General features: G+C 69.4%; 12 protein-coding genes, 1 pseudogene and 1 riboswitch. Of the genes and pseudogenes, 4 read left to right on the top strand and 9 right to left on the bottom strand.

Going from position 1 to position 16177, the window contains the following annotated elements:
- The first annotated feature begins 386 nt into the window (after positions 1 to 386).
- A complete protein-coding gene (locus ABD115_RS03660; RefSeq protein ID WP_343958307.1) occupies positions 387 to 647 on the top strand; it encodes a hypothetical protein in 261 nt (86 codons plus the stop codon).
- Between the two features lie 101 nt (positions 648 to 748).
- On the opposite strand, the gene ribH is transcribed toward ABD115_RS03660, so the two are convergent.
- From ribH to ABD115_RS03630, 6 genes and pseudogenes are all read right to left on the bottom strand, one after another.
- Positions 749 to 1270, bottom strand: coding sequence for a 6,7-dimethyl-8-ribityllumazine synthase (gene ribH / locus ABD115_RS03655; RefSeq protein WP_343958303.1), 522 nt, complete (start codon positions 1268 to 1270; stop codon positions 749 to 751).
- Between the two features lie 48 nt (positions 1271 to 1318).
- Positions 1319 to 2614, bottom strand: a complete 1296-nt coding sequence (ribA, locus tag ABD115_RS03650) for a GTP cyclohydrolase II (RefSeq protein ID WP_343958301.1) — start codon at positions 2612 to 2614, stop codon at positions 1319 to 1321.
- Positions 2615 to 2652: 38 nt separating this feature from the next.
- Positions 2653 to 3318, bottom strand: a complete 666-nt coding sequence (locus ABD115_RS03645; RefSeq protein ID WP_343958299.1) for a riboflavin synthase — start codon at positions 3316 to 3318, stop codon at positions 2653 to 2655.
- A pseudogene (ribD, locus tag ABD115_RS03640) lies at positions 3319 to 4438 on the bottom strand (bifunctional diaminohydroxyphosphoribosylaminopyrimidine deaminase/5-amino-6-(5-phosphoribosylamino)uracil reductase RibD).
- Between the two features lie 52 nt (positions 4439 to 4490).
- Positions 4491 to 4637: riboswitch (FMN riboswitch) on the bottom strand.
- A gap of 211 nt (positions 4638 to 4848) precedes the next feature.
- On the bottom strand, positions 4849 to 5856 hold the full coding sequence (gene trpS, locus ABD115_RS03635) for a tryptophan--tRNA ligase (RefSeq protein ID WP_343958297.1): 1008 nt from the start codon (positions 5854 to 5856) through the stop codon (positions 4849 to 4851).
- Between the two features lie 105 nt (positions 5857 to 5961).
- Positions 5962 to 6822: an exodeoxyribonuclease III gene (locus ABD115_RS03630; RefSeq protein ID WP_343958295.1), complete on the bottom strand. Its 861-nt coding sequence runs from the start codon at positions 6820 to 6822 to the stop codon at positions 5962 to 5964.
- 166 nt (positions 6823 to 6988) lie between these two features.
- Here ABD115_RS03630 and ABD115_RS03625 point away from each other — a divergent pair, with 166 nt between their 5' ends.
- From ABD115_RS03625 to ABD115_RS03615, 3 genes are all read left to right on the top strand, one after another.
- A complete protein-coding gene (locus ABD115_RS03625; protein ID WP_343958293.1) occupies positions 6989 to 7303 on the top strand; it encodes a WhiB family transcriptional regulator in 315 nt (104 codons plus the stop codon).
- A gap of 63 nt (positions 7304 to 7366) precedes the next feature.
- Positions 7367 to 10639 carry a glycosyltransferase family 2 protein gene (locus ABD115_RS03620; RefSeq protein ID WP_343958292.1) on the top strand — a complete coding sequence of 1091 codons (3273 nt, stop codon included), beginning with the start codon at positions 7367 to 7369 and terminating at the stop codon, positions 10637 to 10639.
- Complete coding sequence (locus ABD115_RS03615) at positions 10636 to 12033, top strand: DUF5719 family protein (RefSeq protein ID WP_343958291.1); 1398 nt, start codon at positions 10636 to 10638, stop codon at positions 12031 to 12033. Before ABD115_RS03620 ends, ABD115_RS03615 begins: the two co-directional genes overlap by 4 nt.
- A gap of 107 nt (positions 12034 to 12140) precedes the next feature.
- Here the strand turns inward: ABD115_RS03615 and ABD115_RS03610 are convergent, their stop codons facing one another.
- The 3 genes from ABD115_RS03610 to ABD115_RS03600 form a co-directional block, all read right to left on the bottom strand.
- On the bottom strand, positions 12141 to 14177 hold the full coding sequence (locus tag ABD115_RS03610; protein ID WP_343958289.1) for a bifunctional aldolase/short-chain dehydrogenase: 2037 nt from the start codon (positions 14175 to 14177) through the stop codon (positions 12141 to 12143).
- A 61-nt stretch (positions 14178 to 14238) separates the two neighbouring features.
- Complete coding sequence (locus ABD115_RS03605) at positions 14239 to 15000, bottom strand: DeoR/GlpR family DNA-binding transcription regulator (protein ID WP_343958287.1); 762 nt, start codon at positions 14998 to 15000, stop codon at positions 14239 to 14241.
- 68 nt (positions 15001 to 15068) lie between these two features.
- Positions 15069 to 16118, bottom strand: a complete 1050-nt coding sequence (locus tag ABD115_RS03600; RefSeq protein WP_343958285.1) for a LacI family DNA-binding transcriptional regulator — start codon at positions 16116 to 16118, stop codon at positions 15069 to 15071.
- Positions 16119 to 16177 lie beyond the last annotated feature (59 nt).

Genomic DNA, 16177 nt, shown 5'->3' with positions numbered 1-16177 from the left:
TGGGCGGTGCGGCTGGTGCGGCTGGTGCGGCTGGTGCGGCTGGTGCGGCTGGCGGGGGCGGCGGGGCTGGCGCTGCTGGCGGGGCCCTGCCCACGCTCCCTGCGCCCGGCCTGGCCTGTCCCACTGGATGACCCCCCCATTTCCTCCGAACCCACCCCCTTATTTTGCGAAAGATGGGGTACAGTTCGGAGGCAACGCAGGGGCTCGCCGGGCGAGGGCCTGAGAGTGCCGGTGCCAGTGCCAGTGTCGGTGCTGGAGCTGGTGCTGGTGCTGGTGCTGGTGCTGGTGCCGGTGCCGGTGCCATGCCAGTGCCCGTGCCCGTGCCACGCCGGTGCGCGTGCCAGGCACCAGCGACGATGCGCCGGTAGCGGCGCCGGAGGTGACCCGTGAACTCGAAGGCAGATCGCAGGCGACAGCGCGCAGCCGAGGCAGAGCAGCACCGCAGGGCGGGGAGGCGCAGGCGCGTGCTGCTCGCGAGCGTGCTCGGCTTCGGGCTGATTCTCATCGCGCCGATTCCGCTCACCGCGACGGCTGTGCCGGCGTGCATCGCCGGCACCCCCGCGTCTGAGTGCGAGCCGAAGCGCGAGCTGCAGTGGGTGCCGCTGTCGCGCCTCGTGTGGCAGGCGATTGCCGCCCGTGCAGAGTGAGCTCGGCGCAGAGCGCAGAGCGCAGAGCCAGAGTGTAGAGCGCAGAGCCAGAGCGCAGCGCCAGAGCGCAGCGGGCAGCCGCCAGCCGGCGGCGGCGCTCGCTACGCTCCGTGCTGCTCGGCGTGCATGAGCCCGCCGGCGCTGATCGCGTGCATCGTAATCGCGAGGTGCAGCGCGGCCTCGGCGGCCTCGACACCCTTCGACTCGCGCGAGCCTGGCAGTCCCGAGCGATCGAGCGCCTGCTCCTCGTTGTCGGTCGTCAGCACGCCAAAGCCAACGGGGCGCCCCGTGTCGAGCTGCACGCGGGTGAGCCCGTCGGTGACGGCGCTCGCGACGTACTCGAAGTGCGGGGTGCCGCCGCGAATAATCACGCCGAGGCAGACCGCGGCGTCGAAGCCGCCGCCGCCCTCTGCGATCGGGGTGAGCGCGATCTGCGCGGCAGCTGGCAGTTCGAACGAACCGGCAACGGTAAAGTGCGACTGCTCGGCGCCCGAGGCGGCGATCGCCTCGCGCGCCCCAGCGATGAGGCCCTCCATGATCTCGGTGTGCCAGCTGCCCGCGATGACGGCGACGCGCAGCCCGGTGGCGTTGACGGCGAGGCTGGGAACTCCTGCTCCACTCATAGTGATTGATCCTGTCGTGTCGAAGTTGGTGTGTGGGTGCGGGGCGAGTTACAGCTCGCCGGCTGGCAGCTGGTGGCCCATGCGGTCGCGCTTGGCCGCGAGGTAGCCGCGGTTCTCATCGGTGACGCCGACAAACAGCGGCACGCGCTCGGTCACGGTGAGCCCGTGCTCCTCGAGCTGGGTGACCTTGTCGGGGTTGTTCGTGAGCAGGCGAACGTCGCTGACGCCGAGGTCGGCGAGGATCTCGGCCGCGGCCGTGTAATCGCGGGCATCTGCTGGCAGGCCGAGCTGCAGGTTGGCGTCAAGCGTGTCGAGGCCCTGCTCCTGCAGCTGGTAGGCGCGGAGTTTGTTGGCGAGGCCGATCCCGCGCCCCTCCTGGCCGCGCAGGTACACGACGACGCCGCCGCGCTCGTTGATGAGATCTAGCGAGGCATCGAGCTGCGGCCCGCACTCGCACTTCAGCGACCCGAACGCCTCGCCCGTGATGCACTCGGAGTGCACACGCACGAGCGAGCCGGCACCGGGCATGCTGCCGTCTGGGAGCTTCGCGACGAGCGCGATGTGGTCTACCCCTGCGCGGCGATCGCGGTAGGCGAGCGCGCGGAAGTCGCCGTGCTCGGTCGGCAACAGCGTGTCGGCCCTGAGGCTCACGCGGCGCGAGACACCCTGCTCCGCGGGCGTGCCCTCTGGGTCGTGCTCGTTGAGGTACGCGATGAGCCGCTCGATCGTGGTCACGACGACGCCCTCGGCAGCGCCCAGCTCGATGAGGCCGGGCAGGCGCATCATCTCGCCATCTTCTGCGACGATCTCGGCGATCACGGCGACCTCGCGGAGACCGGCGAGGCGCATGAGCTCGACCGCCGCCTCCGTGTGGCCGTCGCGGGCGCGCACGCCGCCGTCGACCGCGCGCAGCGGGAGAATGTGGCCGGGGCGGTTCACGTCGGTTGGCACGGCGTCTGGGTTTGCGAGCACGCGCGCAGTGGTGGCGCGGTCGCTCGCGCTGATGCCCGTGGTGACGCCGTGGGCGGCGTCGACGGTGACGGTGTATGCCGTGCCCCTGACATCTTCATTGCGCTGCACCATCATCGGCAGATCGAGCTGGTCGGCGATCTCGTTTGTCATCGGTGCGCACAAGAGCCCCGAGGAGCGGCTCACCGTCCAGGCGATCCACTCGGCAGATGCGAGTTCGGCGGAGATGATGACATCGCCCTCGTTCTCGCGATCTTCGTTGTCGGCGACGATGACGGGGCGGCCGGCTTTGATCGCTGCGATCGCCTCCTCGATCGTTGCGATGCCCGGGGTCGCCGGGGTGTCTGGGGCTGCTGTGGTAGCTGAGATGCTCATTGGTGTCCTTTACCGGTGTGAAAATCTGGTGGGCCGCGCTACGCGGAGATCGGGGTTGCTGCCTGTGAAGCCTGATCGGCCGGCTCGCGGAAGCCGAGCATGCGCTCGACGTGCCGGGCGATGAGGTCGGTCTCGACGTTCACACGGTCGCCGGGCGTCAGCGCGCCGAGAGTGGTCGCCTCGAGGGTCTCGGGAATCAGCGATACCTCGAACCACTGCTCGGGCTCGCTCGCGGGCGAGATCGCGGAGACCGTGAGCGAGGTGCCAGACAGCGTGACCGAGCCCTTGTCCACGAGCAGCGGCGCGAGCTCGTGCGAGATCGCGAAGCGCAGCGTGCGCCACGCGTCGCCGTCGGCAGACGTCAAAAGCGTCGCGGTGCCGTCGACGTGGCCCTGCACGATGTGGCCGCCGAGCCTAGTGTCGAGCCGCGCGGCGCGCTCGAGGTTGACCCGGCTGCCCGGCACGAGCTCCCCGATCGTCGACATCTTGATCGACTGCGCCATCACGTCTGCGGCGAAGGTGCCGCGGCCGCTCTCGTCGGTGCCCTGCTCGACGACCGTCAGGCAGACGCCAGAGACCGCGATCGATGCGCCGTGGGTTGCGTCGCTCGTGACGAGCGGGCCGGCAACGGTGATGCGCAGCGAATCGCCGTTGGGTTCGACGGCGATGACCTCGCCGATCTCTTCGATAAGTCCGGTGAACATCTAGGGTGCCTCCTTCGGGGCGGGCGTTGCGATGAAGAGTATGTCGTTGCCGAGCTGCTGGGTGCTCGCGAAGTTGAGCCGTTGAATATCAACCATCGAGTCGGCCCCGATGTTCCCGACGGCGAGCCTCGGGCCGCCGAGCAGCGCCGGTGCGACGTAGACGAGTAGCTCGTCAACGAGCCCAGCGCGCAGCAGCGAGCTCACGATCGCGGGCCCGCCCTCGACGAACACCGAACGGATGCCGAGGGCGGCGAGCCCCGCAAGCTCGGCGGTGAGGTCGGTGCCGGCAAGCCGAATGGGCTCTGGGGTGTCGGCCCCGAGGGCGGGGTGGCTCCGCACGCGGGCGGCCTCGGGAATCGGGCGGCTGCCAACGATGACGGGCACCGGCTGCTCGGCAGCCGAGACCAGGAGCTCGCCAGAGGGTGCGCGCGCGGTCAGCGCTGGGTCGTCGGCGATGAGCGTGCCGGTGCCGACGAGTATCGCGTCGGCGAGTGCCCGGCGCCGGTGCACGTCGGCCCGGGCCTCTGGCCCGGTGATCCACTGGCTCGTGCCATCGGCCGCGGCGGCTCTGCCGTCGAGCGTCTGCGCCCACTTCACGGTGATGCGCGGCCGCGCTGGCACGGTGCGCGCTGCTGGGGAGTGCTCAGCCACGATCCGCCCCCTGCTGGCGCGAAAGCCACGGCGCGAGAAACTCGCGCACCTCGCGCTCGAGCACGCCGCCGGTCACCGCGACGCCCGCTGCGCGAAGCGTCTCGCCGCCGCCGCTCGACGCCGCCCCCGGGTCTTGCGAGCCGAAGGCCACCGCCCCGATGCCGCGGGCGATGAGCGCCTGCGAGCAAGGGCCGGTGCGGCCGGTGTGATTGCAGGGTTCGAGCGTCACGACGGCGGTGAGCTGCGAGGCATCGAGATCGTTGGGGAGTGCAGCAAGGGCCATCACCTCGGCGTGGGGCGTGCCGGCGCCCTCGTGCCAGCCCTCGGCGACGGTCTCGCCGGCGGCGTCGAGAACGACGCAGCCAACCTGCGGGTTCTCGTCGTGGGCCGGGCCACGCGTGGCGAGCGTGAGCGCTCGCCGCATGGCTGACTCAATCACCTCGGGTGAGAGTGCGTGCGCGGCAGGCATTGATTCCCTTTCGGGTGCCCGGGTTGGGGTGCACAAGGCAATGCCTTACACACCCGCGTTCCTCCTATCCGGACTTGTGCGCGGGCGACAGCCCCACACATCACCGTCGGTATCGGAATTTCACCGATTCAGCCCCGCAGATGCGGAGGTCGCGGACTTTCACCGCCGGTTCGGAATCCCACCGACCCCGGAACACCCCATCAGCATAGCGCGACCGGTGGCCGAAATGTTGTGCGATTGCTACGGGCGAACCTGCGGGTGCGTTTGCGGCCCGCCGGCCGGGTCGCACGCCGCCCGCCCGGCAGCCGGGTCACCCGCCCGCCGGCCCGCCGCCCCGGGCTCCAGCCACCAGCCCCGGGCCCAAGCCCAGCCCCTGGGCCCAGGCCCCGGGCCCAGGCGGCGAACAACCCCTAGCGGCGGGCGAGCCCCACGCGGTCGTACACGAGGTTCAACGTATTCGTAGCGATCTCGCTCGCGCGGTCGGCACCGCGCGCGAGCAGCCGATCGAGCTCGGCAGGGTCGGCCATCAGCTCATCTGTGCGCTCGCGAACCGGGGCGAGTGCACCCTCGACGACCTCGGCGACCGCCTTCTTGAGGTGGCCGTAGCCGAGGCCGGCAAACTCCTCCTCGATCGACTCGACCGAGCGCTCGGCGAGCACCGAGAAGATCGTCAGCAGGTTCGAGACGCCGGGCTTTGCCGCGCGATCGAAGCGAATCTCGTTGTCGTCGTCGGTCACCGCGCGCATGATCTTCTTCGTGGTGACCTTCGCGGGGTCGAGCACCTTGATAAGGCCCGCCTCGGTCTCGGCAGACTTCGACATCTTCGCGAGCGGGTTCTGCAGGTCGTAGATCTTCGCGACGGTCTTCGGAATCTGCGCCTCGGGCAGCACGAAGGTCTCGCCGAAGCGCGAGTTGAAGCGCGTCGCGAGGTCGCGGGTGAGCTCGACGTGCTGGCGCTGGTCTTCGCCGACGGGCACCGACTCCGCCTGGTAGAGCAGAATATCGGCGGCCATGAGCACGGGGTAGGTGAAAAGACCGACCGACGCCGCGTCGGCGCCGTTCTTCTGCGACTTATCTTTGAACTGGGTCATGCGGCTCGCCTCGCCGAAGCCAGTGATGGTGTTGAGCACCCAGGCGAGTTCGGCGTGCGCGGGCACGTGCGACTGAATAAAGAGGGTCGACTTGTCGGGGTCGATGCCGGCGGCGATGTACTGCGCCGCAGTGCGGCGGGTGCGCTCGACAAGCTCGGCTGGGTCTTGCGGCACGGTGATTGCGTGCAGGTTCACGACGCAGAAGATTGCGTCGTAGTCTTCCTGCATCTTGGTCCACTGGCTCAGCGCGCCGATGTAGTTGCCGAGCTGGAGGGAATCGCTCGAGGGCTGCATTCCCGAGAAGATGACTGGCTTTGAATCGCTCATGGGGTGACTGTATTTCTGTGTAAAGAGTGTGGGGTGCCGCTGAGTCCCCGTCTCGGGGAGGTGACGAACCGCCCGGGAGCTGGCCCGGGCGGTCGCGGCGAGAACTCAGATGCGGTAATCGACGACGACGGGGGCGTGGTCAGACCATCGCTCGTCGTAGGCCGCGGCGCGGTCGATGCGGTAGTCGAGCACCCGCTCGCCGAGCTGCGGGGTCACGACGTGGTAGTCGATGCGCCAGCCGGTGTCGTTGTCAAACGCCTGGCCGCGGTTTGACCACCATGAGTAGGGGCCGTCGACCTCGCCGGCGAACGTGCGCCCGACGTCGACCCAACCGTAGCCCGCGCCCTCTGAACCGTCGACGCCCGTGACGAGCTCGCCGCGCGGCCCGAAGAAGCGGTCGAAGTAGGCACGCTCGCGCGGCAGGAAGCCGCTCTTCTTGACGTTGCCCTTCCAGTTCTTGATGTCGAGCTCGCGGTGGCCGACATTGAAGTCGCCGACGATGGCTGCGAACTCGCGCTCGCCGGCGAGCTCGGTCATGCGCACGCCCATGGCGTCGAGAAACGCCCACTTGGCCTCTTGTCGAGGAGTGTCGACCTCGCCGGAGTGGGTGTAATTGCTCACCACCGTGAGCTGTGAGTCGCCGAAGGCGAAGTCTGCCTCGAGCCAGCGGCCCGACGATTGCACCGCGGCCTGCGCATCGGCGCCCCCGAGCCCAACGCGGTGTGACTGCGCCGGCACGCGGCTTGCAATCGCGACGCCCGCGCGCCCCTTGATCTCGCAGGGGTCGTGCAGCCAGTGCCAGCCTGCGGCGCCGAGAAACTCCTCGAGGTGCTCGTCTTGGGCGCGAACCTCCTGCAGCGCGAGCACATCGACATCGCGCGCGGCGAGCCATTCACCCATGCCTTTGCGGTATGCGGCCCTGATGCCGTTGACGTTGACCGACGCGACGCGGAGAGAATCTGCCATGACACCCAGTGTAGAGGTGCGACACGCGTAGCTCCACTGAGTCTCAATAGCCACTTGAGGGTTTACACTCCTCGGCTTGACATGTAGTGAATGACAAGGGTGTAATTATTCGAGAACGCGGCGTGTCAGCGTCGCAAACGAGAAGTCTTGAGAAAGGGGGCGCACCATGGAACACGCTTCAGGGCCCAGCGTTCCCGGCGACTGGTTCGTCGACCCGGTATTTCTCGGCACCCCCGGTATTCGCAAAGCGGCAGAGGACGAGGCGCTCGCCTGGCAGTCTGACGCGCTCTGCGCGCAGACAGACCCCGAGTCGTTCTTCCCCGAAAAGGGCGGGTCGACCCGCGAGGCAAAACGTATCTGCGAGAGCTGCGAGGTGCGCTCGGAATGCCTCGACTACGCGCTCGAGAACGACGAGCGCTTTGGAATCTGGGGTGGTTTGTCTGAGCGAGAGCGCCGCAAGCTTCGCCGCGAGGCGGGGTGAGCTTTGCGCTGCACGGCATGGCTTCAGCTTGCGGCCGTGCTGACTGCCTAGACTGACGGCGTTATGCGCAGCTCAGTTACCGCAGTTATCGTCGCTTCCCAGGGTGGGCAGTGGCTCGAAGAGACGATCGCAGGGATCGCCTCGCAAACGAGGCGCCCAAACGCGATCGTCGCCGTCAATAATGGCGGATCCGAGCGTGTTGGCAACCAGCTCGTCGGAGCGAATCTCGGCGGTTCCGAGGTTGCCCGCGTGCTCGGAATTCAGTCGAAGGTGTCGTTCGGCCGCGCGGTCGCGGCGGCACTCACGGCGGTGCAGCCGGGGCAGAACCCGGCCGAGGAGTGGATTTGGCTGCTCAGCGAAGACTCCTGCCCCGAGCCGGAGGCGCTCGAGCGCATTCTTTCGACGGTGCAGCGCGCGCAGTCTGTCGCGGTCGCGGGGCCCAAACTCGTTGATTGGGATCACCCTGAGCGCATCATCGAACTGGGGCAAAGCCTCACGCAGACGGGCTCGCGCTGGCTGCTGCGCAGGCAAGAGCTTGACCAGCAGCAGTACGACCACCTCGAAGACGTGCTCGGCGTCGGCCCCGTCGGCATGCTGGTGCGCCGCGACGTGTGGGACGAGCTCGGCGGCTTCGACCCCGCGTACACGAGCTACGACGACGCGCTCGACTTCTGCGTGAGAACCCGCCTCGCGGGGTACCGGGTCGAGGTCTCGCCTGAGTCGCGCGTTCGCTTCGCCCGCAGCGGCGTTGCCGGCCCTCACATTGACCGGTCGCGCGGTGTGCTGCGCGCAGCACACCGGCAGGCGCGAACCGCGCATCTGCATCGGCGCATCGCCTACGCCCGAGCGCTCCCGGCCTTCTTCATGTGGTTGGGGCTGCCACTGCTCGCGATCGCGCGAGTGTTCTGGGCGCTGATTCGCGAGCAACCCGGGCACATGTTCGGTGAGTTCGTGGCGGCGCTCACGGTGTTCTTCAGGCCGCGGGCGCTCCTCGCCTCGCGCAGGCGGGTCAAAGCCTCGTCGCGCGTCGGCTGGGCCGCGATCCGCCCACTGCGCACCGACCGAAAGACGGTTCGCACGGCCCGCATGATCGACCGCGAGGCTATTCTTGCCGCCCAGGGCCGCATTCCGCGCGAGCTCGCATTTGTGTCGAGCGGCGGCCTCGCCGTGCTCGCGACGACGGCCGTGCTCGCGATCGGCCTGACGTGGTGGGCGATCACGAAGACGAGCCTGTTTGGCGGTGGCATGGCGCCCCTCAGCCCGCTCGGCGAGCTCTGGCACCACACGCGCACGATCGACGGCGTTCCCGCTGACCCCTTCGCCTGGGTGCTCGCCGTGCTCGGGTCGGTGACCTTCTGGAACCCGTCGCACGCCCTCGTGCTGCTGCTCGTCATCGCGATTCCGCTCGCGGGTCTCGGCGCGTGGATCTGGGCCGCGCAGCTCACCGAGTCGGCCGCAGCCCGCGCGGTCGTAGCCCTCGGGTTCGCGCTCAGCCCCGTGCTGCTCGGCTCGATCGCGTCTGGCCGGGTGACGACGCTGATTCTCGCGGTCGTGATGCCGTGGCTGCTGCTCGCTGCGACGCGCTGCCGCGAGTCGTGGAGCTGGGCTGGCACCGCCTCGCTGCTGGCGGCGGTTGCGCTCGCGAGCGCGCCGGTGCTGATTCCGGCCGCCCTGATCTTCCTTGTCGTTGGCGTCTTCTCGAGTCTTCGCGGCGCGCTGCGCGTGCTGTCTGTCGCGATCGCGCCGCTCGTGCTGTTTGCGCCCAAGATCATCGCCACAGTGTTCAGCGGCAGGCCGTTCGACCTGCTTGCCGACCCCGGTATCGCGCTCCCGTACCAGCCGGGCACCACCTGGCACCTGCTGCTCGGCTTCCCCGAGTTCGGCCTCGACGGCTGGGCACGCATCTTCGAGTCGATCGGGCTCGGCGGTGCGCCAGCGACCCTGCTTGTCGGCGTGCTCATGCTGCCGCTCGCACTGCTCGCGCTGCTCGGCCTGTACACGGGGCGCGTCGCGGTGACCGTCTTGCACGCACTGTTCGGCGCGCTCGGCGTCGTCACCGCGGTCGGCTCGACGCAGCTCATGCTGCAGTCGACGGGCGACGTGCCGGTCGCGGTGTGGGCGGGCTCGGGGCTCGTGCTGTACTGGCTCGCGGTGCTCGGGCTCGCCGCCCTCGGCGCCGATACCGCCAGGCGCGCGGCGCCAGCGATCGTCGCTGTTGCGCTCGTGGCCGCGGTCGTCGCTGCCGGCCCCATTGCCGTGCGCCTTGCGACCGGAAACGTGCCGATGGCCGCGGGCGACACCCGCATGCCGGCGCTCGTGCAGGTCGCCGGTGAGCAACACCCGAATACGCGCACGCTCGTCGTGACGGCAATCGCCGAGGACGCCCTGCGCGCCGAGGTTGTGACTGGTGAAGGGCTCGAACTCGACGAGATTCGCACCTCGGCGGCGCTCGCCGAGCCCGGCCCGGAGGAGGCACGCCTTGCGGAGCTCGTCGCCGCGCTCGCGAGCATCGGCGGCGACAGCGTCGGCGACGCGCTGCGGGAGTCGCAGGTGAACTACGTGCTGCTTGGCAAGGGCAACGACCCGACGGGCGAAACCGAGCTGCAGCGCACGCTTGACCAGCACCCGGAGCTCGCGAGCGTTGGCGCAACCACGCAGGGCCTGCTGTGGCGCGTCGCCGAAGCAGAGGCTAGCGCCGACGACGAGGGCGACGAGTCTGCAGCGCTCATTGGCACCTCGTTTGGTGGGCAAACCGTGTGGACGGTGCAGCTCGTACTGATCTTCGCGATGCTGCTGCTCGCGCTGCCGACCGGCGAGGTCGTCGAGCGCCCCGAGCGGCGCCAGCGCCCCAAGCGGGTGCGCAAGTCGAACACGCGTCGCGAGCAGCGTGCAGCTGCTGTTGCGGCAAAGGCCACGGCCGCCGCGACGAGCACTACCGTCGCTGCTGACGCGGCTGCTGACGCGGGTGCTGACGCGGGTGCTGACGCGGGTGCTGACGCGGGTGCCGACGCTGCTGACGCTGCTGACGCTGGTGCTGGGGCTGGGGCGGCTGCCGACGCTGGTGACGGCGACGCAGGGGCCACCGATGCCGCTGTCGCTGTCACCGACGCCGATGCTGCTGTCGCCGATGCTGCTGACGCTGATGCGGCGCCAGCGAATGAACACACGAGCCCGGCCGCTGCGTTCGCGGCGGCGCGTGCCGCGCAGGCCTTCGGCGACGAGGCCCCGGCCAGCGCCGCACAGCAGCCGGAGCAGCCCGAGCAGCCCGAACCGGAGCAGCCCGAGCAGCCCGAACCGGGGCCAGCGGAGCCAGAGCAGAACGGAGGCGAGCGATGAGCAAGAGCGAGAAGTTTGTGCGCGGCGGGGCGCGCGCTCTCACCGGCCTGGTGATTACCGGAGCCGCGGCGGCGGGCGCGCTGTTGCTTGGCACGGTGCAGCTGCCGTCGATTCAGAGCACTCCGCACGCGTTGCAGGTGAACACCACGCAGGCAGGCGAGCGCAACATCGTGTGCGCCGGTGCGTTCCCAGAACTCGGGGCAGACCCGTCGCGGCCCGACCTCGCCATACCCACTGGCGAGGCCCAGGTGCTCGTTGCCGGAGATGGCGAGCTCGGCACACTCACAGGGAGCGGCCCTGAGGGGGCAAACGCCTCTGGCGCGCGTGTGCTCGTTGGCCAGGCAGAGGCGCCGCTCGCAGCGGCCCAGACACAGAAGATCGGTTCACCGACGCTGTCGGGGCTGACCGCGAGCGCGTGCGTTGAGCCGGTGAACGAGCAGTGGCTCGTTGGCGGTGGGAGCACGCTCGGGCTCTCGACGACGCTGAGCGTCGGCAACGCCAGCGCGGTGCCAGCCACGGTGCAGATTTCGGTCTTTGATGAGAACGGCGAGGTTGATGCCGTGCAGACCGCTGGCGTGATCGTTGCCCCAAACTCCGAGCAGATCGTCTCGCTCAACGGCTACGCCCCGAACCGCGAGCGGCTCGCGGTTCGGGTGACGAGCACTGGCGCTCCGGTCGCAGCGAGCCTGGGTGTTGCCCGGGTCGACGGCATCGTGCCCGTCGGCACCTCGACGGTCACGCGGCAGCTGCGCGCCGAGCGTCTCGTCGTGATTCCCGGCGTCGCGAATGAAGATTCGCATGATCACGAAGAGGTGCCAAGCGATACCGGCCCAGCCGACAGATTCCCGGTGCAGGTCAACGCGGTCGCGCCGGGCGACGCTGCGGGCACAGCTGGCGTGTATGCCATCGACGCCGCGGGCGTGCGCACAGAGCTCGGCACGCTCGACCTCGCGCCGCGCACGGTGGCGAGCCTGGCGGTCGAGACCTGGCCGCACGACGCGACCGCGGTCGTGATCGACGCAGATGTTCCCGTGTTTGCTGCCGCCGAGGGCGCCTCGAATTCGGGTGAGACCCACGACTTCCAGTGGTTTGCGCCCGCGAGCAAGATCGCCGCGGGCTCAGCGACCCCGGCGCCTGTGGTGCCGGGCGGCACGCTCATCGTTGCGAACGCGGGCGATGAGGCCGCCGAGGTGACAGTCGAGGGTGGCGCCGACGAGACGCTCACGGTCGGCCCGGGCGCCGCCGTCGAGGTGCCCGGCACCGGTCAGCTCAGCGTTACGAGCACCGCCCCGGTGTGGGTCGGTGTGCGCATGCTCGGCAGCGGCACGATCGCCGGGTACCCGGTGATGCCGCGCGCGGAGCACACGGGCGACCTCACCGTTTACACTCGCTAGAGCTTAGGCGGGCCGACCGCTCGGGCCCCGCGGCCGCGCTCGCGCGCGGCTCGCGGGGGCCGTGCGCGGCTCGCGGGTGGCCGCGGGTGGGCGCGGGTGGGCGCGCGTTAGCGCAGAAACGCAGCGGCCACCCCGGAGTCGACGGGTACGTGCAGCCCAGTCGTGCGACTGAGCTCGGGCCCGGTGAGCACAAAGACGGCGTCTGCGACGTTCTCGGGAACGACCTCCCTGCCGAGAATGGTGCGGTTCGCGTAGAACTGCCCGAGGTCTTTCTCGGCGATGCCGTAGGTTGCGGCGCGGTTCGCGCCCCAGCCAGATGCGAAGATGCCCGAACCCCGCACGACGCCGTCTGGGTTGATGCCGTTGACGCGAATCCCGTGCTCGCCGAGCTCGACCGCGAGCAGGCGAACCTGGTGCGCCTGGTCTGCCTTGGTCGCCGAGTACGCGATGTTGTTCGGGCCAGCGAACACGGAGTTCTTCGATGAGATGTACACGATGTCGCCGCCGAGGCGCTGGGCGATGAGCACTGCCGCGGCCGCCTGCGACACGAGAAACGAGCCCTTTGCCATGACGTTGTGCTGCAGATCCCAGTCGTGTTCGGTGGTGTCAAGCAGCGGCTTCGAGAGCGACAGCCCCGCGTTATTCACGACGAGATCGATGCCGCCGAATGCGAGCACCGCTGTGTCGATCGCGGCGCGAACCGCGAGCGGGTCGGCGACGTTCGCTGCGACCCCGATGGCGACGTCGGGCCCGCCGAGCTCGGCGGCGACGCGCTCGGCGGCTGCGAGGTCGAGGTCGGCGATAACGACGCAGGCCCCCTCGGCTGCGAGCCGGGTGGCGGTTGCCCTACCGATTCCCGACGCGGCGCCAGTGACGAAGGCGATTCGGCCCTGGTGGCTCTTGGGCTTCGGCAGTCGCTGCAGCTTCGCCTCTTCGAGCGCCCAGTACTCGATGCGAAACTTCTCGGCGTCTGAGATTGGCGCGTAGGTCGATAGGGCCTCGGCGCCACGCATCACATTGATCGCGTTGAGGTAGAACTCGCCTGCGACGCGCGCGGTCTGCTTGTTCGCCCCATACGAGAACATGCCGACGCCAGGCACCAGCACGATGAGCGGGTCTGCTCCCCGCATCGCGGGGCTGTCTTGGGTGCGATGTTCGTCGTAGTAGGCCCGGTATGCCTCGCGGTATTCTGAGTGCAGCTCGTCGAGGCGCGCGAGCTGTTCGGGCAGCGTCGCGGTCGCGGGCAGGTCGAGCAGCAGTGGGCGCACCTTTGTGCGCAAAAAGTGGTCGGGGCAGCTGGTGCCGAGTGCTGCCAGCCGCGGCGCCTTCTCTGAGGCGAGGAATTCGAGCACAGCGGGGGAGTCTGTGAAGTGCCCCACCATGGTGCGCTCGCTTGATGCGATGCCACGAATGCTCGGAGCGAGCGCGGCCGCTCGGGCGCGGCGCTCGGGCTCTGGGAGCGGGGCATAGCCGGGTCGCTCGGCGCCGAACGGGGCGGGTGATCCGTTCGCCTCGATGTAGCGCTCGGCCGTGTCGATGATCCACTGCGAATTGCGCTCGGCTTCGTCTGAGGTGGCACCCCACGCGGTGATGCCGTGCCCGCCGAGAATGGTGCCGACCGCGTTCGGGTGCGCGCGCTGCAGCTCGGCGATGTCGAGGCCGAGCTGGAAGCCCGGCCTGCGCCACGGCACCCAGAGCACCCGCTCGCCGAAGATGGTGCGGGTGAGTGCCTCGCCGTCGACCGCGGTTGCGATGGCGATGCCCGAGTCGGGGTGTAGGTGGTCGACGTGCGCAGCGTCGACGAGGCCGTGCATTGCGGTGTCGATCGAGGGGGCCGCCCCGCCCGCGCCGTGCAGGCAGTACGCGAGGGCGTCGACCATCTCGTCTTCGCGGTCGATGCCTGCGTAGGCCCCAGCGAGCTGCCGCACCCTGTCCATGCGCAGCACGGCGAGCCCACTCTCTTCGAGCGTGCCCAGGTCGCCTCCCGAACCCTTCACCCACAAGAGCTCGACCGGTTCGCCGGTGACGGGGTCGACTGCGCTGCCCTTGGCCGACGTGTTGCCGCCGGCGTAGTTCGTGTTCTTCGGGTTCTTGCCGAGGCGGTTGCTGCGCGCGATCAGCGCGGCTGCTGGGCTGAGAGACATGCGAGCTCCAATGCTGTTAGTTCTTGGTAGATATTACAAGATCTAACGTGAAGCGCAAGGGTTATCTGATCTCGACGAGCCCGCGGTAGGGGTCGAGGTCGGCCGCCGCAGGGTCGAGCTCAGTGATCAGCACATCGATGTCTTCGAGCGCGAGCGTCGTGGCGAGCGCAACGCTCCCGAGCTTCGATGAGTCGACGCAGAGCACCGTGCTCGCGCTGTTGGTCGCGAGGGTGCGCTTGACCTGGCTCTCGGCGAGCGAGGCTTCGGAGGTGCCGTGCACGGGGTGGATCGCGGCCGCCGAGGTGAAAAACACGCGATAGTGCATCGATGCGGCGGCATCGCAGGCGAGCTTTCCCACGAAGCTGCCCGTCGCGCGATCGCGCTCGCCACCGAGGAGCAGCGGAGTGGTCTCGGGTGCCGTCTGAAGCGAAACGAAGTTCTCGAGGGAGTTTGTCGCCACGATCAGGCCCGGCTGCGAGTGCAGTGCCGGGGAGAGCGCGCCGACCGTGCTCGAGGCGTCGAGCGCGATCGCGCCATCGCGCGGCAGCAGCGCAGCGGCCTTCGCGGCGATGGCCTGCTTTGCGCGCCCGCGGGTCTCGCGGCGCTCGCCAAACGGGCGCGGCCCCTGCACGGCGACCGCACCACCGCGCACGCGTCGCAGCAGGCCCTCGGCCTCGAGGTCGTCGAGGTCGCGCCGCACCGTCATCGCGGAGACCCCGAGCCTGGTCGCAAGATCTTCGAGCTGCGCGCTGCCCTCACGGTTGATCGTGCTGAGAATCTCGGCGCGGCGCGCCTCTGCGTGGAGTGTGCTGTTCGTGGCCATCGCCAGTGAGCCTTCCCGGTAGCCGAGTGAGTGATCTCGCTCAGACTAGCGCGCGTGGCGCTCGGGCCCTACGCGGTGGTCGCGCGCCGCCGATCGCTCGAGCTGCGAACAATGAGCTCGGGCTCGAGCACGACGTGGCGGTGCTCGTGCGCGTCGTCTCCAGCCGAGTGCTCGAGCAGCAGCTGCGCGGCGTGCTGGCCGAGCGACGCAATGGGCTGCCTGATCGACGTGAGCGGCACCACCCAGTCTTTGGCGAACTCGATGTCGTCATAGCCGACAATGGCGACATCGTCTGGCACCGACAGCCCAGCGCTCGTGAGTGCTCGGTAGGCGCCGAAGGCGAGCATGTCGTTGCCGCAAAAGATCGCGTCTGGCACGCCCGACTCGAGCAGCAGCTCGGCCGCCTGCTGGCCGTCGCGAATGCCGATGCCAGAGACGCTCACCTCGGTGAGATGCTCGCGCGGGTCGAGCCCGGCGGCCTGGAGGGCGCCGCGCGCGCCCTTGGCGCGCTGCCTGAACTGACGGAGGTTGGGCGAGCCGCCGAGAAAGGCGATGCGGGTGTGCCCGAGCCCGAGCAGATGGTTGATTGCGAGGGCGCCACCGCTAACGTTATCGACGGTTACCGAGCAGTGCTCGTCGCCCCCGTCGAAGTCGAGGAGCACGATCGGCAGGTTGCCCGGCAGGTTCAGGTAGCGGTCGGCGTGGGCGTCGGGGGTAGCTGGTGCGAGCAGGGCGCCGCGCACGCGCTGCGCGGCGAGCATCGTGAGCAGCGCCTCCTCGCGCTCGAGGTCTCCCTCCGAGTTGCAGAGCATCACGACGTTGCCCGATTCGCGCACGGCGCGCTCGAGCGCGTGGGCGGTCTCCATGTAAAACGGGCTCTCGACGTCGAGCACCACGAGACCGATGACCGAGCTCGCCGCGCCGGTGAGCACGCGCGCCTGCTGGTTCGGCACGAAGCCGAGCGTGCGAATCGCGTCTTCAACCACGACTCGCGTGCGCGGGTGCACGCGCTCGGGGTGGTTGATGGTGTTCGAGACCGTGCCGGTCGCCACCCCGGCGAGCTCGGCGACGTCTCTCAGCCGCACTGGGCCGCGCTCGTGTGCTGGGCTTCGCGACAAATCGGTTGCCTTTCGTCCTGGAGCGGCTGACTCAGATCACTCTAGGGCCAATGTGCGCC

Source organism: Leucobacter albus, assembly GCF_039528015.1.
Lineage (GTDB): Bacteria > Actinomycetota > Actinomycetes > Actinomycetales > Microbacteriaceae > Leucobacter > Leucobacter albus.
This window is presented reverse-complemented; position numbering and strand designations above follow the sequence as displayed.

Coding starts and splice junctions, on each gene's coding strand:
- ABD115_RS03620 (WP_343958292.1), top strand. CDS start 7,367: ATGCGCAGCTCAGTTACCGCAGTTATCGTCGCTTCCCAGGGTGGGCAG.
- ABD115_RS03630 (WP_343958295.1), bottom strand. CDS start 6,822: ATGGCAGATTCTCTCCGCGTCGCGTCGGTCAACGTCAACGGCATCAGG.
- ABD115_RS03645 (WP_343958299.1), bottom strand. CDS start 3,318: ATGTTCACCGGACTTATCGAAGAGATCGGCGAGGTCATCGCCGTCGAA.
- ribA (WP_343958301.1), bottom strand. CDS start 2,614: ATGAGCATCTCAGCTACCACAGCAGCCCCAGACACCCCGGCGACCCCG.
- trpS (WP_343958297.1), bottom strand. CDS start 5,856: ATGAGCGATTCAAAGCCAGTCATCTTCTCGGGAATGCAGCCCTCGAGC.
- ABD115_RS03605 (WP_343958287.1), bottom strand. CDS start 15,000: ATGGCCACGAACAGCACACTCCACGCAGAGGCGCGCCGCGCCGAGATT.
- ribH (WP_343958303.1), bottom strand. CDS start 1,270: ATGAGTGGAGCAGGAGTTCCCAGCCTCGCCGTCAACGCCACCGGGCTG.
- ABD115_RS03615 (WP_343958291.1), top strand. CDS start 10,636: ATGAGCAAGAGCGAGAAGTTTGTGCGCGGCGGGGCGCGCGCTCTCACC.
- ABD115_RS03625 (WP_343958293.1), top strand. CDS start 6,989: ATGGAACACGCTTCAGGGCCCAGCGTTCCCGGCGACTGGTTCGTCGAC.
- ABD115_RS03610 (WP_343958289.1), bottom strand. CDS start 14,177: ATGTCTCTCAGCCCAGCAGCCGCGCTGATCGCGCGCAGCAACCGCCTC.